Consider the following 21628-nt stretch of genomic DNA (forward strand, 5'->3'; position numbering starts at 1 on the left):
AGCGCTCTTTGCTCAAAACACGTGATATTCGGCCATACTGAACATATGCCTCAACAGCAAACGGCATCGTCTCTGCACGGCATTTTTTTTGTTGACATCAGTAGGTGTCGTCCGGTAGGCGTTCCATTCGTTGATCCAGGTATTTCTCGTCACTCCCGTCATCATGATGGAATCTATCAGGAAGTTTTTCTGACTTTGGGTAAGCTCAAATACAAAGAAGTTTTGAATCATCTTGTCAACAATAAATTCACTGGTGATGGCCGGCGTTCCCTGAACATCGGAAAAATTGGGTTGGAGGGCAGTTGCCCAGGCCACCAGGTCGATCCAAAGTACATACCCTGGACGAATCTCCTGATCAGTATACGGTATAATGTACCTGTCTGTCACCTGATTGCGTAATCCTATCGCCGTACCATTAATCCAGTTTTTAGAATATCCCGTCTGGTAATAAGGAACATAGCCAAAAACAGAAGGCTGGTCCAGAATTCTTTGCTGCAATGTGGCCATGTTATCGTAGGCGAACTTGCCGTATATCCGAAATGCCCGAAGGTCTGCCGTCATATTCGGTACTTTTATTTCAAAGAGTCGCAACGTTCCGATAACCAATTCCATAGGAGACTTGAAGATTGCCCCGCGGTTCCGCTGATCGTAGAAAATTTCGCTGCTCAGAAGTTTCCGGATTACGGGTTCTATGCGAAAGCCGTTTTCAGCGCTGGAGAATAAATTGGCGAGCGGTATAATTACGTTGTTCTCAATTTCCAGGTCGATGTTCGCATTGACATACCATCTGTACAGTTTTCGGCATATATGCTTGGGCGACTCGGGATGTGCCGTCAGCATATCGATCAGTTCATGAATTTCTTGCTCGGCACCGCTCTTGTCAGTCCGGCCCTGTATAGTCCTGTTTCCGTATAGGGCTGAAAATGTCTTAACACCGGTGTCATGGCGATCGGGCGTAAACACTACTTCGAAGGACGTAGAGCCTTCTACCAGGTAGTTTTTGACTTGCCAGCCAGTAAGCACTTTTGCGGCGGCTTTGACATCATCTTCCAAGTAATTAGGATTGCCGGAGAAATCTTTTTGTCCAACTACAAATAATTCCTGCAATTCCCTTCCATAATTCTCATTCGGCTTGGTTTTAGCGTTCTCGTTGCCGTTTTGAAATAGCAGCATTGCTGCCTCATTGGTCATTTCAAACGTCATCGTCTTGAAGTTTCCAAGCGCATTCCTCCGCAATAAGCGCATGTAGCTGTCCGTCATCCGATAGTCGAAGACAACGCCTTGCGGAACAACGAAATGATTTTGCCAAAATGTCGTTAGCTTTTCCAGCACAGAAGGCGGCTTGCTCTGGTCCGCCATCAGCGCTGCCCACCAATAGCGAATGTAGTAGCACCATTCGCTGCGGCGCTCCTTGTTGAAAGGAAAAGTTAGAAATGGCTGTCCTGCCGTAGGTTTGGTTTCGTCCAAATCCACCGGCGGTGGCGGCGAAGAGTGATAGGTGGAATTCGCGATGAGCTGTTCAACGGCCTGTGAGGCCGTAAGCCCGGTAAAAGCGACGATTTCCTGTTTCGTCGGGCCAAAAGTCGCGCGTCTCAGCAGATGAGCAGCCATATTGGCATCTAATGGTGTCTGATAAACATCCAGGTATGGCATCTTCTTTCCCCTCTTATCGTTCAAATGGTGCTGTAATGGCTATTAAATCAAGCCTTTACAGCACCACACAAAGGTACTCAAAATATGCAATATTTGAAAATAGTTTGATATAAATTATAGAACTTATTCTACTTTTTTATAAAACATATCAAATTTTACTGCTACGATGCTAAACGCTGAGCTTCGCGGGTTGGGGAAGCAATTTGAGCAAATACTTGCCATAACCACTCTTTACGAGGGGCTGCGCGATTTCGTTCAGCTCGTCCGGACCGATGAAGCCCATTCGGTAGGCAACTTCTTCGATGCATCCGATCTTGAGTCCCTGGCGTTCCTCGATAACCTGTACAAACTGTCCGGCTTGCATTAACGACTCGAAAGTACCTGTGTCGAGCCAGGCGGTACCACGGTCCAAAACACCGACTTTCAGCTTACCCGATTCCAGATATGCCTTGTTCACATCGGTGATCTCGTATTCTCCCCTTGGCGACGGTGCAATGGATTTGGCGATGTCGATCACCTGGTTATCATAAAAATAGAGACCGGGTACGGCGTAGTTTGATTTAGGCTCCAAGGGCTTCTCTTCAATGGAAAGCGCATTAAATGCCTCGTCGAATTCCACCACGCCATATCGCTCCGGGTCATGTACCTGGTAAGCGAATATCACCCCGCCTTCGGGGTCGTTGTTGGCTTGCAGCAGTTTAGACAAGCCCGAGCCGTAGAAGATGTTGTCTCCCAGGATTAAAGCTACCTTGTCATTACCGATGAACTCTTCTCCTATGACAAAGGCCTGAGCGAGACCGTCCGGGCTCTGCTGTACTGCATAGCTGAACTGACAACCGATCCTATTTCCGTCGCCCAGCAGCTTCTGGAAATGGGGCATGTCGTGAGGCGTGGAAATAATGAGTATCTCTCTTATCCCTGCGAGCATGAGGATCGAAAGCGGGTAGTAAATCATTGGCTTGTCGTAAACAGGCATAAGTTGTTTACTTACCGCCAATGTGAGCGGGTGGAGGCGGGTTCCCGAGCCACCGGCAAGAATAATTCCTTTCATATGTATTTTATACGTTGAGTAACTGGAATGTTATCGTTTTTCATACATTTCGTCGTAATAGTGCTTGTATTCACCCGACGTTACATTGTTCAGCCATTCGGTATTGTTTAAATACCATTCGACAGTTTTGGTCAATCCTTCGTCGAATTGCAGTGAAGGTGTCCAACCCAGCTCCTCTTTCAGCTTTGTGGCGTCGATAGCATACCGAAGATCGTGGCCGGCGCGATCAGTGACATAATGGATAAGCTGTTCCGATGTTTGCTCGGGGCGTCCCAGCTTCTCGTCCATTATCTTGCAAAGCAGCTTTACCAGATCGATGTTCTTCCACTCGTTGTGTCCGCCGATGTTGTAGGTTTCTCCAATTTTACCTTGATGAAAAATCACGTCGATGGCCCTTGCATGGTCTTCTACAAACAGCCAGTCACGAACATTCTCGCCTTTTCCATAAACCGGGAGGGCTTTGTTGTTGAGAATGTTGTGAATCATGAGCGGAATCAATTTTTCAGGGAAGTGATTAGGGCCGTAATTGTTGGAACAATTTGAAATCACAACGGGCATTTTATAAGTGTTATGATATGCCCTCACAAAATGGTCGGACGAAGCTTTGGAGGCGCTGTAAGGCGAGCGGGGATCGTATTTTGTGGTTTCGAGAAAGAACTCCTCCGGGTCGTGGAGCTCGCCGTAGACTTCGTCGGTGGATACGTGGTAGAAAAGGCGGTCGGCAAAATCTCCATTCCATGCCTTGCGAGCAGCATTGAGCAAGTTTACAGTCCCTAACACGTTGGTCATAACAAACGACATCGGGTCGGAGATCGATCTGTCCACGTGGGATTCCGCTGCAAGATGGACCACACCCTGGAAGTCGTGTTCCGCAAACAGCTCTTCCATAAATGCCGCGTCAATGATATCTCCTTTGATAAATGTATAGTTGGGAAGATCTTCGATGTCGGTAAGATTTTCCAGGTTACCGGCGTAGGTGAGCGCGTCCAGGTTAAAGATCTGGTAATTGGGATATGCCGTAACGAAACGTCTTACTACATGTGATCCGATAAATCCAGCCCCGCCGGTGATCAGTATTTTTTTAGGATTGTTCATTTTTTGTTATTTAGGACTCCTCAGACGGTCGGTTTAAAAATTGCTTCAAAGGTTGGCAATATCTGATCCTTTTCAGATACGATGGGCTTTTCGATTCCCCAGGGAATGCTGAAAAAGGGGTCATTCCAGCGGAGCCCGCCTTCGGATTGCTTATGATAGGTGTTGGTACATTTGTATTGAAAAATGGTATCTTCCAGCGCCGCAAAGCCATGTGCGAAGCCTTCCGGGATGTACACCATGATACCGTTTTCGGCGCTGAGCTCGAACAGCTCGAATTTGCCAAATGTAGGTGATTCCGGACGAAGGTCTACGGCAACGTCCAGCACCTTGCCCTGGATCACTCGTACCAGCTTGCCTTGCGAGTGCGGCGCATGCTGAAAATGCAGGCCGCGGATTACTCCTTTTTTTGAAAAGGATTGGTTATCCTGGATGAAGCTTTCTGTAAAGCCCTGGGCTTTCCATACTTCGTCATTGAAGGATTCGAAAAAGTGTCCCCGATCGTCACCGTAGATGGACGGCGTAATCACCCAGACGTCAGGAAGGGATGTTTGGCTGAATTTCATGTTGCGTTGAGTAAATGGTTCGAAAATGATTTTCGTATTGATCTATGATATTATTCCATTCATAAATATGTTTGATCTTATCCAGGTTGTTGACAACATAGGAGGTATACTGATCTTTGCGTACCGTTTCAATACACTTCCTTACATCGTCGGCATTGCGGAAATACAGCGCGTCCTTTTCAAGAATGGTGGAATTAAATTCATTGTGATTAGCACAGATTAGCGTTTGCGATGCCATGGCTTCCAGCAGCGAAGGGTTGGTGCCTCCAACCGAGTGACCGTGAAAATAGATGTTGGAATAGTAGCGCAGATTGTTCAATGCGTTGATGTCGTAAATTCCACCTACGAAGTGAATATGCTTGGATGCGGCATACTTATTTTTCAGGTATTCACCATACTTGGTCGCGTGCTTGCCGACAACAAGGAACGGGTTCCTGGTCGTCGCTTTTGAAACGCCTTCCAAGATTGTATCCACATTGTTTTCCGGCTCCAGTCGGGCTATGAGCATGTTATACCCGTAAGGTGTGAGGTTATACTGCGTGAGAATCTCGTCGGACGGGTCCTCGAACGGAAATGCACCATAGGGGATATACGTCGATGGAATTTTATATTTCTTTGCTAAATAATCCTGTATTCCCAGCGAGTCCGCGATCCAGTGGTCGCTGTAAACCGTTCCGAGGTACTCGGCCCATTTGAGGAAGTTCCTGACGGGTTTTGAATATTTCGTCCTTTTCCATTCCAACCCATCCATATTTGTGGTGATAATACAGTTTTTGCGGGGCAGCAGCCATCCCCAAACTGTACTACTCGTGTAACCGAGTTGGAGAATGATGTCATAGTTTTGCTTGCGTGTGTGCAAAATACAGTTCAAATCGTAAATAAACTGACCTGCCGTGCCCCATTTGTCCTCAGGATCATTGCAGTGGACCAATTTCACGCCATTCCATTCGGACGCCTGATAGGGGTGGGAATGGGAGTTGTAAACCGTAATGTCATGCCCACGTTCTACCAGTCCTTTGGCAAGATATTCTGCGAATTGTTCGAATCCACCGTAGTGATTGGGAATCCCACGTGTACCTATGATTGCTATTTTCATGGAATGTGTATTTTGTATATTCCTGGATATCTTGATTATTTTATTGTCCTGAATTCCGTTCTTTCTTCCCACCCGGTCTGTTTTCGAAAGGTCTGCACCTGTTTTTTGAGCGATCCCGAGTCTGATGATCTGAGGGGAGTTCCGGACTTAAGCAGGACTACATTCTTGCCTGATCTGAATGAGCTTTTTCCCGTAATTGTGCCGCGCGAGAACATATAGCTCGAACGGGGGTTTGCAAATTGATTACCCGAAATTAATAGGTCTCCATCGGCAACTTCCCATGCGTGAATAAGGAGATGTACGCCTACGTTTTTGTCAGTTCTGACGGCATGGGACCAGCCGAAGCCGGAGTTACTACAACGGTTGTCTATGAATTTGCAATTTCTAAATCCAGATTTCCAACCCTTTATCCAAAGTTCGAAAGACTGTTCATTTTTATCAGCCGTGTTATTACGGAACACTACATTATCAAAATAGGCATTGACAGCCGCGCCCTGCATCGTATAGGCCGCATCAAAAACCTGTGAAACGGAGCAATTTTCTATCAAACAGTTAGTAGCGGAATTAAATAGCTCAATGCCGTTTCCGTATCTGGTATTTTTGATTTTTGCCCTCGGTAAATAGGATCCTCCGATTTCGGCGATATCAACTCTTTTTATTTCGACGTTTGATACACCGTCACCTTGGATCGCGTGCCCACCTGTGCCGACTAGTTTCAGATCTTCCACAATCATGTCATCACTTAGCTCGATGATTGTATAATTGCCGGCAAGCTGAATGGTATAACGATTGATATCTTTATTGAGTTTGACATAAAGATAACCATCCTGGCTCATAAAATCCCAGTTTTGGGCTAATGATGTTTGGTCGGCAATCTTTGACCCATATATCACTCCATTCACTTTGATAAAACCGATGTTTGAATCTGTCAGGTTGGTATACCCTTTAAGTTTTGACGAGTCCCGAAGATTTATACGCCAAATATCGTTGGCTTGTTTTTCAAATGCGTTTGGCATTACCTTTTTATACAAGCTTAGCACGGGTTTCCGATCCGAATTGCCATACGCTCCGAGTGTAATTTTTTCTTTTTTGCCGGATGCAGGAATTCTTTTCAGGCTAAAATACAGCGTGTCGCCACGACGCAAGAGATAACTATAACCTCTGTATAGTTTATGTAACGTCTTCCAGGGCTTTGTAGAATCTCTTCCGCTGTTCAGATCACTTCCGCTACTCGACAGGTATATCTTGTTTTGTGAAAAGGCTTTCTCACACACTAAAATAAATAGTAGCAGTATCAAGAACTTTTTCATAGTCTGCCGATTTAATTAATAAAATCACCGGTTTTTATCGCTGTCCATTCAGGATTCTGTGATAAAAGCTTTTGGTGAGTGTACCAATGTTTACCCAGTCATAATTGGTTCTGATGATCGAAGCCGATTTTTGTTTGACAAGTTCGAGCTGATCAGGATCGCGCGCCAGACGTACTATTTGATTTGCCAGGTCTTCAGCATTTTCACTTTGAAAAAGAAACCCGGTTTCATCGGCTTTGACAATTTCCATAAAAGGTTTGAGGTCTGAACATAGAACAGGCTTTCCATAGCTCAGGCTCAACAGTAATACACCACTCTGATAAATTTCACGGTAGGGGAGTACAACCAGATCGGCGTTTTCGTAGAAATTGACAACTTCTTCATCGGGAATGTATCGGAAATCTGTTGTAACGATGTCGTCAATAGCGAGTTGGGAAATCAGATCCCGGTATTCGTCAAGGTCACTTTTCCAGGCCTTTCCACCGATTGTGAGATGAACAGAGTGGCCTTGTTGTTTTACTTTTGCAACTGCTTTTAAAAGAACATCCAAGCCTTTCACCTTCTTTATCTGACCAAAAAACAGGAGCCTGAGAGGAGCCTTCGACGAGCTCTTTTCTTTTACCGGTGTAATAAATGGAATATAGTTGCCGTGTGGAATGACGGCCGTCGGACGAGTATTGATATTTTTCTCGACAAGAAAGTCCAGAGAGGTTTGATTGTGGACTATTACGCCATCGATGAGTAAATAGCACAACTCCTCGATCAATCGACTGGCCTTTTTGTCGAATGCGTTAACGTCGTGTACGGTTACGACAGATTTTAATCCCATCAATTTACTGAGGATCAAAACAAGGAGATCGATTGATCTGAATGTAAAAAAGTGGAGGTGAACGATGGGTGATTTTTCTTTTCGGGCATTTCGGAAAGCAATAAAGTGCCCTTTCAGATATTCAATCGTTTTGGATACAAAACTCCTGGTCCATAAATCATCAAAACAAATAACTGTTTTGACATTTGGATAGGAGCGTAGACTGGTCTTGTCGCACGTGTAATAACTTACCGACACACCATTCTCACCTAGCCCGTAAGCTAATCCATAATCATAATAGTCCATCCCGCCATGCCCTCCAACGGGTTCTATGAGGGCAATGCCGGGCAAAGCAGAATCATTAAGCGGATTTAATTTCATAACGTTGAGTATAATTACTGATCAAGAGGGACCAACAGGTAGTAGGGTATTATGCTACCTCACCAAGTACTGCAAGAATGTCTTCTTTCTTGCCATCGGCATGGCCGGTCGAGATTGGCTGGAAGTCAAAAGTGTAGTTATCAATTTGATGTCGGTTAATCAATCGCTTTGTTTCGTTTTCTTCTTCGGTGAATTTTAGGTTCTTGTCCGAGTAATTATATATTGCATATCTCACTTTACTGGACTGGGCAAGTACTGCGGGATGTAGCCGGGCTGTAAGGACGAACTGCGCATTTTTTATAGATGACACGGCTGCATCAAGTTCATATCCAAATACTTTCTTTGTTTCCAGGCCGTTTTGCATAAAGATTTCTTCACAAAGCTGTGCCTGCTCGAGATCGGTCTCCGAATCACAAATGAGATTGACAACATTCCGGATTTTGAGATTTTTGCAAAGAGTTACGGTCAGCTCAGCCAACTTGGTATTTACCTCGCTGTTGTTGAGATTTTTATATTCAGTAAGGTCCCGGCAGCTAAAAACGACGTAATCTTCTTCAAATATGCGAGGTGTTTCGTTTGTAGCTTGCAAGAAGGCGATATCGGGAACAAAGCCCAGCTTGTTGTATGGGACTCTGAGTTCTTTCGCCACGGCAATCGACTTATGGTCTCGCAGAAAGATCCGGTTCGAAATCATGCCAGCTAATTTTATAAACATCTTGGTTTGTAACTTATTAGCTGTATCAATCCCGATACCCATATAGTAGACTGGAATTCCGGTAAGCTTCGCAAGTGTCATATACTTAATTCCACCCGTACCTCCCTGGTCCATAAAGCAGGTCCCACCACCCCAGATAATTGCACTTGACCCTTTTACCTGCGATTGGAACTGGCTGATCGAGGTCTTCAACAATGAGAAAGTTTCAAGGCGCACATTCTTGCGTTGAAAAGCGATTGCCTGATCCAAAGTATCTTTATCGCCATAAGTGAAAATAGCGATTTCAGAAAATTTATCCTTATAGTAGTCAATCAATGTCGACAGCATGAGCAGGTCGCCAAAGTTGCCGCCGTAGTATCCGATAAGCGAGAGTTTCATTCTGCAACAGTGATTTTAAGGCTTTTGAAGTGATTCGTGTAAATAGTGTAATACAATCCTGCGACGAGTAATTCGCTAAAAATATAACTGGTTGCGATCGCGCTCACCCCGTGGCTGCGAAAGAAGTATACAAAAGCGGCTTGGAACAGGATTGATCCAACGGAGGCCAGCAACTTCTTCCCAATGCTTTGTTCCGAGAGTATTGCAGCGCCGAGTGCTGTCGAGAAGAACCTGAAAGGCAGGCTGCATGCCAGGGTGCGCAATATCATAGTTGCTGCACCGAAATCTTTTGGATAAATACTTCCGATAATGAAATCGGCCGAAAGGAACAATCCGAGTGCAACCAATAAGCCGCCCGCAAAAGACGCGATCGCATGTCGGATCGGGATCATGTAGGAAGAGTGAGTTGGTGCGAGTTTATGATATTTCGGAAGAAAATATGTGCCGAATATCGTATTGGGCAGTATGTAACAAGCCGCCAGAATAGTGTTAGCAGCGCTATAAACCGCTGAGGCTGTCGAACCAAACAGATAAATAGAGAATACCGTCGAGATTTGTATCTGTGCAATGTTGAGCGTGCCATTGAGAGAGTAATTGACTGATTCTCTCAGATAGCGAAGAAGCTCTTTGAATTTGACCGAAAAGTTCAGAAGGTATTTAGGTTTGCTTCTTTTATGGGCAACCACTAAAAGAACCAGTGCAAAAAGGTGCGCGACGCAAAGTGTTAATGCAAGATTGGTCAAGTTGAAGGCCAATATAAGCGTCGAAGCGGCCACTACTATCAACCGGACTACCGGCAGGAGGCTCTGAAGAATGGACACGCTATTGAATTCTTCTTCAAATTGGGCATAAGCTACCGAAATGTACTGCACAGTTTGCGGTAGGTAATAGGTCGCAAAACATACAGCAACAAGTAATCCGATATCCGAGTTGACAAAGACCAGGGTACTCAGGGCTATCGCAAGCAATGTGGTAATCAGAAGAGACAAGGAGGCGAGGGAGGCGAGCGAGTTCATCTGTGAGGGATTAACGCACGCTTTTCTGAGAAAAAGCCCGGATGCCCCCATGCCCGCAAGCGGACCGATAATGGATAGCATGGAATTTGAGGCGGCATATTTACCGAAATCCGAGATCGCCAAATGGTGGCTTATGACAACTTGAAGCAAAAAAGTTGCCCCCGCGGCGCCGAACCCGGAAATCAGTACCCGAATAATTTTGTTCTTAAGCATTTGGCAACAAGCAATTAGCGTATTTTTAAACCGATTCGAGCATTGTAGAATCAACGGGAGTATCAACCGGACCTCTTTTCGGCGAAGCTTTTGATACTGGCGCTAACGATTTGGCCATCAGAAAAGCCTGGCATACCGACACGAGGATGGTAAAAGAGGATTCTGTAAATGCCTGGAACAGAATCGTGATCAAAATAAATGAAGCGATCACGTAGTTTTTGCGTTTCATATGCATTTGAAAAATCAATACGAAAAGCAACACATGGCAAATGAGAAATAGCCCACCCATTTGATAGCCGATTACTCCAAGTAAACTTTCGTTTCCATTCTGGTAGAGAGATGCTTCTCCGGTCTTGAACGGCGAAGGTGATATACGGCTGGCAATTGTTTCCAGGTAGGCGACGTATCCGGCGGTACCTAATCCATTGCCCCAAAAAGGGTCTTCCAGTGCTGACCTTATACCAAAGACAAGTCCTGATATGTGGTTAGCGGTAGACTTGAAAGGGGTATCATCAAATCCATAATAGAATGTCCAGCCGTCATACATGATGGGCAGGGCAAATATGAAGGTGAGTGAGAGGACGATCAGTATTTGGTTTACATATTTCGCATAGTTGCCCAACAGAAATATGAGTGATCCGAATAGTGAAGTCTTGGTTTTGGCCAGCAAGGTTACAACAGCCGTAATCCCCCATTTTACAGGTTGACGCTTACCGATTTGATAATAACAAAACAGGAAAAGACACGTGAATGCGAATGTCAGCGGCGATAAGTAGAAAGACCCCAGCCTTAGCGAATTGACCGAGAAGACATCACGGGTATAATAGTTACCAGGGATGCTTCCACCGAACAACTTGCTGAAAATGACGTATTTGATAGAAAAAGGAATAAAATATTCAGCAACTGCCACGATCAAGCCAGCCAGGAAAATTTTCTCGATGTACCTTAGCAACTTGCCGAGAATGTGATCCGGGGTTTGAAACGCACAGTAAATCCAAAAGTAGATAAACAACAATTGGGTGTAGCAGATTACCACCAGAGATGGATCCCATTCCTGTATCAGGGTAATATCGATTATAAACCGGATCGTCAGGTAGAGAAGCATCCATTTGGTCAACACTACAACCTTCTGCCTTTTAGTATCTTTTCGTTTAAAAGATATAACCGCCAGAATGTATAGAGCGGCACCGCCCACTTGAAGGATTTTTCCAACAGACCGGAGGCTGAGCGAATTTAGAAGGTTGGAAAAAGACGCAACCAAAATAAAAAGCAGCCCTGCATAGGTGATTATATCGGATTTGGATAGCTTCATTATGTTTGGCTTGAACCAATTTACCTCCCAGGGCTCACTATCCCGGCAGCTACATTGGTTATTATAACGTTGAGTATTTTTAAGCGATCATCTGCTACGGGTTCTGATAGCCCGTAGCAGATGGGCCTTTAAATTTTACTGATCATCTTCTTTAGCTTCGTCTCGACATTGGAGCGGCCGCTATTTTCATCATCGTAGTAGCCGTAACCATAGCCGCCGTACCCATACCCATACCCGTAACCGACACCGTAGTTAACACCATTAAAGATGATGGAGAGATTGGCAAATCGCTTGGTTCTTTGAAGTTCTCCAATTCGTTTCAAATGGTCGATAATCGTGTAATTGAAACGAACAATGTAGAGAGTGGCATCTGCATGCTCGGCAATCAGTGCCGAGTCTGTAACGAGACCGTAAGGCGGGGAGTCGATCAGAATATAGTCATACTTTTGGCGAAGTTCCGCCAGCAACAGCGGCAGCTTGCCATTGCTCAGGAGTTCTGACGGGTTCGGGGGAATAGGCCCGCTCGTCAGTACGTCGAATTTAGGGTGAACTCCCGTAGACTGAATAAAGTCTTCATAGTGTCCCTGACCGATAAGACAGTTGGAAATCCCGAATTTATTGGGAACCATCAGGCGGTCATGAAGTGTGGGTTTTCGAAGGTCGAGCCCGATAAGCAATACTCGTTTATCGGAGTATGCCAGGCTGGCTGCCAGGTTGATACTCACAAAGCTCTTACCTTCACCTCCGATCGACGAGGTGAACATGATTACCCTACAACTGCCATCGCCCAGGTACTGTAAGTTCGTTCGAAGTGCCCGGAATTGCTCGGCAACAGCACTTCTGCTGGTCATTTTGATAATGGCATCTTCGCCCGACTGCCCAGCCTTCATCTGACCGATTTCCCCGAGGATTGCCGAGTGAGTCACTTTTTCAATTTCTTCTCTTCGCTGAACCGTGTTGTTCATCAGGAAAAGCAGATTGATAAGTAATACCGGTATGACCAGACCTCCAACGCCTGCACCAAGCCAGACAAATGCTTTTTTAGGCTTGATAGGATTGAAAGTAGCGATTGGAGCATCAATGAGCCTGCTGTCTGTAACTGTTGAAGCATACGCCAGAGCAGTTTCTTCCCGTTTCTGCAACAGGTACAGGTAAAGTTCCTCTTTGATTGATTGCTGACGTTTGATACCTACGAATTCCCTTTCTTTTTTCGGGATGCTGCGCAGGCCAGCCGAGAACCTCGTATTAATGCCTTCCAGATTTCGCTTTGTCACCGCCATTCCCCTTTTCAGGTTTTGAACGTTTTCCCGGATCGATTGGCGCGTACCTGCGAGCTGCGTATTGATCGTTTCGAGCAAAGGGTTGTTGGGTGAGGTCGTTCTGGCATAGCGTTCCCGCTGTAATTCAAGTTCGTTGAATTTGGTCAAAAGGGACACAAGCACCGGATCATCAATCATATAGGTAGCAGGTGCAACAGCGCCTTCGCCGGCATTCTGAATGTAGTTATCGACACTTTCCAGGATGCTGATTTTTGTATTAACCTCGTTGAGCTTGGTGTCGTTCTCTTTGATGTTTTCGAGGAACAACTGTGACTCTGCGCTGATATCGGTGATCCCCTGGTTTGTTTTGTAGGATTCTACGTCTTTTTCGACATCTCCCAGCTCTCCTGTGATAAGCCCGAGGCGGTTTTCAATAAATTTAAGCGTATTGCTGGCTTCGCTGTTTTTATCGCTGAGAGAAGATTGGACGTACACATCCAGCAATTTGTTCAGGACATCCTTAGAGCGCTGTACGTGTGAATCTTCGAATGTCAATTCAAGCACGGTACTTTTTACATTTGGTTGTTCGACAGACAGCGATTTTAGCATGATCTCTGCCAGATTTTTTACCTCAGTAAAAACAACTGTAACATCCGTGAATTCGGACGGTACACCTTTGGTGACCACAAAAGCACCCCAGGCATTGTTAAAGCGCTGGTTGAACGTAAAGACTTTGTCTTCGTCATTGAACCGGAAGTGCGTACTGTCCACCATGTGGATTACCAGCGGTTCTTTGTAAGCCAAAGGTGTAACTACCTCTGGTTTGATGATTATCGGGCTTGTTTTGTAGAGGCTAACCTTTCTTAAACCATCTTTCGCCCTGTACGCAACGTCCAGGTTCAGTTCTTTGATGACCTGCTCCATCAATGTCTGAGACCTTATAATCTCCAATTCGTTCTCAACCAATTTGTTGCCTCCAAATTGAGAGCTCAACTCTGAAAGTATGTCCCCTTGCGCGCCGCTGAGTCCTTTATTTTCGTCTTTAATCAAGATCGAAGTCTTGGTACTGTACGTCGGCGGAGTCACCTGCAGATAGAAAAATGCCGAGATGAGCGCAAGAAAGAGAAAGACGGGGAAGAGGTACCAGTAACGCAAATATCTTTGTACGTGCTCGTTAAGGTTGAATTCCTCTTCGTGGTCATCCAGGTCGAGGTGCTGGTTATTTTGATTGGTCATAACATTGAGTATATGTTGCCCGGAAAGGCATTAACGATCTGTTGAGTTTGATCTATTTGGTGAAATTCAGGATTAGAATTCCAAGCGTACCCACCGCAGCGACGATTGATGTCACAATTGGTACAAGTTGTACATTCCGATCCGTTGCATTGAGCCTCGTTTTGATCGGCTCCACATAGATTACGTCGTTTTTGTGAACATAATAAAACGGAGACGTAAAAATGTCGCGGGATGTAAGGTCGACTCTTGCATACTCCCTTTTTCCATTTTCTTCCCGGATGATGAGCACATTGTCTCTTCGGCCGAAAATAGTGAGGTCACCGGCAAGGCTTATCACTTCCGGAAGGGAGATTTTTTCATCAGGGATTACATACACCGACGGGCGGGCAATTTCTCCAAGCACCGAAACCTTGAAGTTCAGGTTGCGCACAATGACAGATGGCTCTTTCAGGAAATTCTTCAGTCGTACACGGATGGTGTCGGCGGCGTCGGTGGTACGGAGGCCGACGATCTTCAACTTTCCTACGAGCGGGATTTCAATTGAGCCATCCGCGTCAACCAGGTAACCGAGGGGCTGGGTCCTTGCACCACCACCAGTAGTTGAATAGTTGGTACTAGCAGTGGTGAATGAGTTCGGCGTGTTGAAAACCTCGTTAGCCTCTGCATTCAAGCTTCCTACAACGATTGACAGCAAATCGTTAGGTTGGATCGTGGGAATATATTTCTGTTTAATTTCCTGGGTTGAATACTGTAAGCTGTCGCCTTGGAAATATACAATGGATTTGGTGGAGACACATGAAGTGACTCCTCCGATTATCGCGATAAAAATAGATAGTGATGTAAGCGGGACTAATGCTTTTCGCGCGAATTTCAGATTCATATTGATTTAACGATGAGTAAAATAAATTCTTAAAGTATTGATTAGTAGTCTTTTCTGGTTAGCTAATTGCCTTTTTTCTTGTTTATCCAGTCTTTATGTTTGATAAATTGTCAGTCAATTTTTCAAAATGCCTATCGTTAGGCTTCTTGGTAATGTCCAAATGGCTTGTAGATGGGTATTTACTACAAATATAGAATAAATTCAATTAGTATTGAGCAACCGCCACAAGTTTTTCATTATGAAAAGGGTATCTGGATAGCCAACCGTTCTTATCGGATTTCTGAATTAAATCCAGATGCGCCATTTTATGTGCGTCCGTTCCAAGAAAGGTGATGAGCTCATTTTGTAATAGCCACTCCGCAGTTTTGTTTACCCCCGGACCGTAATGTCCCGTCAGCGATAAGATATTGAGTTGCAATTCACAGCCGCCGTCTGCTAATTTTTTATACATCGGAAGGTCGTTGTGAAAATACGTATAGCGTTCCGGGTGGGCCAAAACGGGTTGATACCCCTTTTCTATTATCAGGAACAGCGTCTCGGAGGTATTCATCAGGGGGGTAGAATAGGGGAGCTCCACAAGCAGCCGATTTCCGGGAAGCGTGAGCATCTGTTCACCTGTATGAAGCATCTCCATAAAATGTTCATCAATAAAGTACTCTGCGGCAGCATTTATGGAGATTGAAAGGTTCGCCTCCCTGACTGCGGCCCGTACCGTTTCTAGTCCGGATAGGATTATTTCCGGCGTATTTCTGTAACAATCCCAAATAATATGAGGAGTAGTGTACAAATGGGTGTACCCTAGTTCAACCATTTTTCGGATCATCGCAACCGATTCTTCCACAGTCTGTACGCCGTCGTCGATATCTGGAATGAGATGCGAATGAATGTCCATTCCAATCCCACCCAGATTAAGACCTTGCTTGACTTTCTTATTTCCAAATAACCAATTCAACATGCGCTTAGAAATACTTGGCGACTCTTACCGTCAGGCCACCTGAGTTGTTTAATAATTTTCCCTGATCCCACGCGCCGACTATTCCCAATTCGGTGTTCAGCCCAATTTTCCTGGTTGCCTCGGCATACCCGGAGAACTGGTTTAGTTTTGGGAAAATGCCATAAATGGCCGGCGTATGAATAGCTCCCGTGGTATGTCCGTTAGGGCTGGTTCCGAACGTTCCATAGTTACGGGAGTACGATAACTTCGTCAACACTTTCCATGATCCCAGTCCCAGCTCAGCGCCCAAATGAACCATTACAACGCGGTTGTTGATAAAGTAATCGCTCGGAAACTGTGGTAGCCCGTCTCTGCTTAATGTTTTGGGTGTGATGAAAGGCGTGCCCAGTCCTGCTCCATAATAGGACCAACCCTTTGCATAAAGGTAATTATTATAATAGTCCTCATCGCCAGAAGGGGTAATTTTAGACCAGCTTTCTCCTCCCTGATTTCTGGTAAACAGGAACTCGATTAACAGTTTGTTCCAGTGGAAATTCGATGTTTTTTCCCGTTTGTTGCGAAGGCTCAAACCTGTCAGACCGTCGGTAATATTGGATAAATGTGCGAGGCCTCCCACTTCATAGAAAAATTGGTGATACAAAAGTACATCTACACTATTAAACCTGTAATCCGCACCGACATCAATAGAACCCATGTGGTTGCCGATTTTGCTATGATTCCAAACCCTGCCTAAAATTACGCGCTGGTAAGTGTCCCATGCGGATAAGTCGAATGGCTTCCATGCATGCCCTTTTTCCGACCAAACATTCTTCTCATCCCCAAAAAACACCTGATGGTTAAACCCACCATACAATTTCAGTTTACTATGCGGCTTACCCAGGCGCACGTAAAGCGACTTCTGATGAAATTGTGTGGTGGTCATATTCGTATCCCCATACTGAACCGGCGTCTTGCCAACCCAGCCGTGGGCGAAGTTGCCCTTAAATGCCACAAAACGTCCCAAAAATGGGATCGGGTAGTATTCCGGTATTGAAATCTGTACTTTCGGAATGCCCAATGCATTACCGGAGATCGCGTAGTTTCCTGAGGTTAGTAGCGTATCTGACAGTCCCATAACCTCCTTGATACGCCCGCCTTGCAACTGAAATATGCCAATACGGAGCTTGCCGTAGCCTTCAATCAATGTCAGATTGGAGCCCTTTCCGGCATTGCCGCGAACTTGTAGAGATGCTCCCCAGTCTACTAATTTCGTCTTGGAAGTATCGTAATCTACGCGCGCGCTGCCAATAAGGCTTGCCGAAGCGCCTGACAATGGCACACTTCCGAATTGATTGGAACGCATCCAGAATGGCACCTGGTCGCCAGAGGTGTAGCCGGCCTGACCTTCGAGGCCGAATCGGACGTAGGGAAACTGTGCCTGGGCTTTAAGGAGGGGTGTTAAGCACAAGAGTGCCAAAAGTATTCTTTTCATGTTTTACGTTGAGTACAAGCAAAGTTACTGACTCCGATCAATTATCCAATCATCGAAGGAAGGCAGTTTGAATTATTCCTTGAACAACTCAGTCGGCGTTAAAATGATTTTGTCAGTTTAGTTATCACTCCCACAGAGGAAGGTATAACATCACCAGCGTCAAGGGCCGCCGCCAACCCCAGACTAAAATCGTGCCTGAATACTTTGCGAGCTTCCAGGTAACCCGAAAATTGCGAGCGTTTGCCAAAAGCCTTTTCAGTGGAAAATGTACCGTAATTCATTGAGTATGTTAGTTTAAGAAGGGTTGACCATGCTTTTGTTCCTGCCGAGACGGCACCATGAAAAGCCAGCAGGCGATTGTTGAGAAAATATTCCCGGTCATTTCGTGGCAAATCCTTACTCCCGTCCAAAGTGGTGGTGATCAGCGGGGTTCCCAGTGATGCTCCGTGGTATGACCACCCTTCGCGATATATATAATTATTGTAATAATCCTCGTAACCCAACAATCCAAGGCGCTTCACGGCATCGGCTGATTGATTTTTGGTGTAGACCGTTTCAAAAACCACTTTTTTTAGGTGAAGTCGCTCATAGTCAGGTGTTTTCGAGGTGAAACTGATGCCGTTGATGCCGTCGGCCGCGTTGGCGAGGTGTTTGAGGCCGTCTTTGTCGTAAAAGCTCTGACGGTAAAGCATAATGGTCATTGAAGGAGCTTCGTAGGTAAAGCCGATATCGACCGAGCCGAGGTGGTTTCCAACTTGTGAATATTCGAACCGCTTGCTGAAAACGACGTACCGATATTCCTCCCAGGGCGAGAGGGTAAACTCGTTTTTCGAGAAAATAGATTTGTTGTTCCCCCATTGCACATTGTCGTTCAGCCCTGCGAAAACTTTGAGCTTCGAAGCAGGTGTGCCGAACCGCAGGTAGAGGGATTTTTGGTGCAGGTATGTTTTGGCTTCATCCACCTGCCGGTAGGGGAAATGGATCGGAAGGGTGCCCATCCAGCCATGCGCATAACTTCCTTTTATGGCAATAAACTTTTTCAGGATGGGCAAGGCGTAGAATTCCGGAACGGAAAGTTCGATTTTAGGAACACCAAGGGCATTGCCCGATACGGAAAAGCTTCCGGATGTCAACAGCGTATCTGCAAGTCCGGTAGTTTCACGAAAGCGGCCGCCGCGGATCTGAAAGGCGCCAAGCCGGATTTTTCCATAACCCTGGATGAGCAGGGCTTTTACCCGGTTGCCCGCATTCAGGCGGCCTTCAAATCCGGCGCCCCAGTCAAAGAATTTGTCACGTGAGGGTGAGAATGCTTTTTCAGTTCTTACAATGAAGCCCGCAGAACCACCGTCGATAGGGACGCTTCCGTATTGATTGCTCCGCATCCAGAACGGTACCGCATCGCCGGTGGTGACCGAGCCCTGCGCTTCAAGATCCAGTTTCAGCAGCGACCTTTGTGCGGACGCAAAATGGGAGAATAATACAAAAAGAAATGGTAATAGGCTTATTTTCATGCATATAACGTTGAGCTTAACCAAATATAAGGAACAACGTCACATTTCAGCGACCGATCAAACTAATTTTATAGACGATTTTACCAAATCATAACATAGTTAGATGAGGGTAGCTCATCGCCCCGCCAACGTCTCCTGGTGCTGCCACAAATCCTGGAACACAGGGCTGTTCCGGTAAAGATCGTCGAACGTGCCTTCGTCGATCAGGTAACCATCGCGGAGAATGTAGACGTAGTCGAACTTGGTCAGTAAATGCAGGCGGTGCAGGGTGGATACCACAGCCTTGCCGCTGAACTCGGCGAACATTTTGTCGTAGATCAGCGATTCGGTCTTCGGATCGATGCTGCTCGTCGGCTCATCGAGCAACACAATATCGCTTGTGCGCGCTGCGAGGATGCCGCGAGCGAGTGCGAGGCGCTGCTTCTGCCCGCCCGAAAGGTTTACACCCTTTTCCTGAATGCTGGATTCGAGGCCTTTGGGCAGTTTGTCGACGACGTCGGCGAAATGCGCGGTATCGCATACCTGCATAATGTCGCCTTCCTCAAATGGCAGGCCGAGGGTAATGTTGTAGGCAATGGTGTTTTCAAAAATTTCGGGGTCCTGCGGGAAGAGCGTCACCTGGTCGGCGAGCATTTCGATGGCGGCCTCGTGCCGGTTGTCGACGGTCACTTTTACGTCCTTTTCGGGTTGGTACAAACCCCTTAGCAACGCGAGTAATGTGCTTTTGCCGCTGCCGCTTTCACCGATGAATGCAATGCGCTGGCCACGGCGAATGCGGATATCGAGCCGGTGGAGGCTGTGCGCCTGCTTTTCGGCATCGTATACTTCGCCGTGCGAGAAGTTGAGGTTACTGATATGGATTTCCTGCCAGTTTTCGGGCAGGTCGCCGGCTTCGTCTACGCGGTGATGCTCGCGGTAAGCTTCACCAATGGCCCGGGCGGTTTGTACTTCGGTGTTGTAGCGGATGATCTCGGTATACTGCCACGCGATGTCCTGGAATACTGATGTAAACTGGTTGACATAACTCAGCAACGTCACCAGTCCGCCCACCAGAAACACTTCTCCCGGGATATAATGCTGGTATACATAACCAATCGTGACCACAATGTAAATGATCGCGATAAACACGCTCGCTACAAACCATTTCCATTCGTTAATCGATACCGACCGCCTGAAAGGAGGGAACACGTCGGCTACTTTTCCCATCAGGCTGATTTTCATCCGTTTTTCAAGCCTTAGCGTGATGACGGTGATGATATTGGAAAGACTGTCAAACAGCGTAGAAGAGACAATATGCTCCTTTTCATTCGATTCGTCCAGGGCCTTAATGAATGGTTTATCAAACCTGAAAATCACAAACACGTTGATGACGCCGATTAGCACGCCTATTGCGCCAAACAGCGGAGAGAACCAGATGATCGCGACAAAGGAGAATATGAATTTGGCAAATGCATGCAGGAACATGAAGCCGTTCTGGAAAAAGTCCTTCAAGGCTTCGTAGGCTTTGCGGATGCGGTTGATCGTCGCGCCGCTGTGGTGGTCCTGGTGCCAGCGGATAGGCAAATGCAACGCCTGGTGATACATTTCGTCGAGGAAATTACGGCTCAGATCGAACGCCAGCTTGCGTTCCATAACGCGTGCGGGCCCGTGGAACGCCCATTCGAGCAGGATCAGGCCCAGGTATGCGCCCCCATACACCCATACGTTGCGCAAGGTGCCTTCCGCATCCTGTTGAATGGACTGGATAAACCAGCCGTAAAGCAGCGGGTGCGCCGCCAGCACGAGGTTGGCCATCACGAACATGCCATAAACCAGCAGGTAGCGGCCGCGTTGCTGCCGGGCATAGCGCCAGGCCGTGGCAAGCAGGGATAAATAGGGGTTCTTCATGCGAAAATAGGTGGTTGCGGGAAAGGCGGAACCCTACCCGGCTCAGTACAACCACAAAATGCCTCCGAAGGTTGCCTCCCGGTGGGTAAACTTTGTGTGAAGAATCAGTAGTTTTTAAGAGTTTGCGGTTTACTTACACGTTGACCGATTTTCACAAACCAACCTTTTTGAACTACCAAACCGGAATTTTTATGAGAAGATTAATGCATGTTTTTTGCAGCGCCGTTTTGCTGAGCATTGCCCTTGGAATTTCTGCACACGCACAGGACGGCTGGATCAGCCTGTTCAATGGAAAGGACTTCACCGGTTGGAAGATCGGCGCGAATGCGAGTTCCTTCACGATCGAGGATGGTACCATCAAAGTGGCCGGGCCACGGGCGCATCTTTTCTACGACGGTCCGATTAAGAACCATATGTTCAAAAACTTCGAATTCAAGGCGCAGGTGAAGACGACGCAGGGTTCGAATTCCGGTATTTTCATCCATACCACTTACCAGGAAGACGGCTGGCCCGCACAAGGCTACGAAGTGCAGGTGAACCAGTCGCACACCGATTACAAACGCACCGGAAGTCTCTACAATGTGATCGACGTGAAGGATACCTACGTGAAAGACGGTGAATGGTATACCGAGTACGTGAAAGTGGAAGGAAAGCACATTACCATCAAAATTAACGACAAAGTGGTGGTGGACTACGAAGAAACCGACGTAGACAAACGCCAGGGTGATATGAAGAACAAATTCCTGAAACAGGGTACATTTGCATTGCAGGCGCACGATCCCAAGAGCGTGGTGTATTACAAAGACATTCAGGTAAGACCGCTAACCGAGTAACAGCA

Annotated in this window: 17 protein-coding genes; 1 reads left to right on the plus strand and 16 read right to left on the minus strand. The window is 46.4% G+C overall.

What is annotated here, in order from left to right:
- Positions 1–12 precede the first annotated feature (12 nt).
- From BMW93_RS30440 to BMW93_RS30515, 16 genes are all read right to left on the minus strand, one after another.
- Positions 13–1611 (minus strand): DUF1800 family protein, encoded by a 1599-nt coding sequence (locus BMW93_RS30440; protein WP_229241021.1) that lies wholly within the window; start codon positions 1609–1611, stop codon positions 13–15.
- Between the two features lie 211 nt (positions 1612–1822).
- Positions 1823–2704: a glucose-1-phosphate thymidylyltransferase RfbA gene (rfbA, locus tag BMW93_RS30445; protein WP_090385502.1), complete on the minus strand. Its 882-nt coding sequence runs from the start codon at positions 2702–2704 to the stop codon at positions 1823–1825.
- Positions 2705–2734: 30 nt separating this feature from the next.
- Positions 2735–3799: a dTDP-glucose 4,6-dehydratase gene (gene rfbB / locus BMW93_RS30450; protein WP_090385504.1), complete on the minus strand. Its 1065-nt coding sequence runs from the start codon at positions 3797–3799 to the stop codon at positions 2735–2737.
- Between the two features lie 20 nt (positions 3800–3819).
- Complete coding sequence (rfbC, locus tag BMW93_RS30455; RefSeq protein WP_090385507.1) at positions 3820–4362, minus strand: dTDP-4-dehydrorhamnose 3,5-epimerase; 543 nt, start codon at positions 4360–4362, stop codon at positions 3820–3822.
- The gene (locus tag BMW93_RS30460; RefSeq protein WP_090385509.1) at positions 4334–5458 is read right to left on the minus strand and encodes a DUF1972 domain-containing protein; all 1125 of its coding nucleotides are present in this window, start codon (positions 5456–5458) and stop codon (positions 4334–4336) included. The genes rfbC and BMW93_RS30460 overlap by 29 nt, the downstream gene beginning before the upstream one ends.
- Positions 5459–5493: 35 nt before the next feature.
- Positions 5494–6768, minus strand: coding sequence for a right-handed parallel beta-helix repeat-containing protein (locus BMW93_RS30465; protein ID WP_090385512.1), 1275 nt, complete (start codon positions 6766–6768; stop codon positions 5494–5496).
- A gap of 34 nt (positions 6769–6802) precedes the next feature.
- A complete protein-coding gene (locus tag BMW93_RS30470; protein ID WP_090385514.1) occupies positions 6803–7957 on the minus strand; it encodes a glycosyltransferase family 4 protein in 1155 nt (384 codons plus the stop codon).
- 49 nt (positions 7958–8006) lie between these two features.
- Positions 8007–9050, minus strand: coding sequence for a polysaccharide pyruvyl transferase family protein (locus BMW93_RS30475; protein ID WP_090385516.1), 1044 nt, complete (start codon positions 9048–9050; stop codon positions 8007–8009).
- Positions 9047–10279 (minus strand): oligosaccharide flippase family protein, encoded by a 1233-nt coding sequence (locus BMW93_RS30480; protein ID WP_090385519.1) that lies wholly within the window; start codon positions 10277–10279, stop codon positions 9047–9049. The genes BMW93_RS30475 and BMW93_RS30480 overlap by 4 nt, the downstream gene beginning before the upstream one ends.
- Positions 10280–10304: 25 nt before the next feature.
- Positions 10305–11591, minus strand: coding sequence for a hypothetical protein (locus tag BMW93_RS30485; protein WP_090385521.1), 1287 nt, complete (start codon positions 11589–11591; stop codon positions 10305–10307).
- A gap of 128 nt (positions 11592–11719) precedes the next feature.
- Positions 11720–14086: a polysaccharide biosynthesis tyrosine autokinase gene (locus tag BMW93_RS30490; protein ID WP_090385524.1), complete on the minus strand. Its 2367-nt coding sequence runs from the start codon at positions 14084–14086 to the stop codon at positions 11720–11722.
- A gap of 52 nt (positions 14087–14138) precedes the next feature.
- Positions 14139–14960 carry a polysaccharide biosynthesis/export family protein gene (locus tag BMW93_RS30495; protein ID WP_310590250.1) on the minus strand — a complete coding sequence of 274 codons (822 nt, stop codon included), beginning with the start codon at positions 14958–14960 and terminating at the stop codon, positions 14139–14141.
- Positions 14961–15171: 211 nt separating this feature from the next.
- A complete protein-coding gene (locus BMW93_RS30500; RefSeq protein WP_090385529.1) occupies positions 15172–15921 on the minus strand; it encodes a tyrosine-protein phosphatase in 750 nt (249 codons plus the stop codon).
- A gap of 4 nt (positions 15922–15925) precedes the next feature.
- On the minus strand, positions 15926–17392 hold the full coding sequence (locus tag BMW93_RS30505) for a capsule assembly Wzi family protein (RefSeq protein ID WP_090385533.1): 1467 nt from the start codon (positions 17390–17392) through the stop codon (positions 15926–15928).
- A gap of 98 nt (positions 17393–17490) precedes the next feature.
- A complete protein-coding gene (locus BMW93_RS30510) occupies positions 17491–18903 on the minus strand; it encodes a capsule assembly Wzi family protein (RefSeq protein WP_090385535.1) in 1413 nt (470 codons plus the stop codon).
- A 114-nt stretch (positions 18904–19017) separates the two neighbouring features.
- Positions 19018–20790, minus strand: a complete 1773-nt coding sequence (locus tag BMW93_RS30515) for an ABC transporter ATP-binding protein (protein ID WP_090385538.1) — start codon at positions 20788–20790, stop codon at positions 19018–19020.
- A 191-nt stretch (positions 20791–20981) separates the two neighbouring features.
- Between BMW93_RS30515 and BMW93_RS30520 the strand changes: the two genes are divergently transcribed.
- Positions 20982–21623, plus strand: a complete 642-nt coding sequence (locus BMW93_RS30520; protein WP_229241023.1) for a DUF1080 domain-containing protein — start codon at positions 20982–20984, stop codon at positions 21621–21623.
- Positions 21624–21628 lie beyond the last annotated feature (5 nt).

It is taken from the genome of Dyadobacter sp. SG02 (genome assembly GCF_900109045.1).
GTDB lineage: Bacteria > Bacteroidota > Bacteroidia > Cytophagales > Spirosomataceae > Dyadobacter.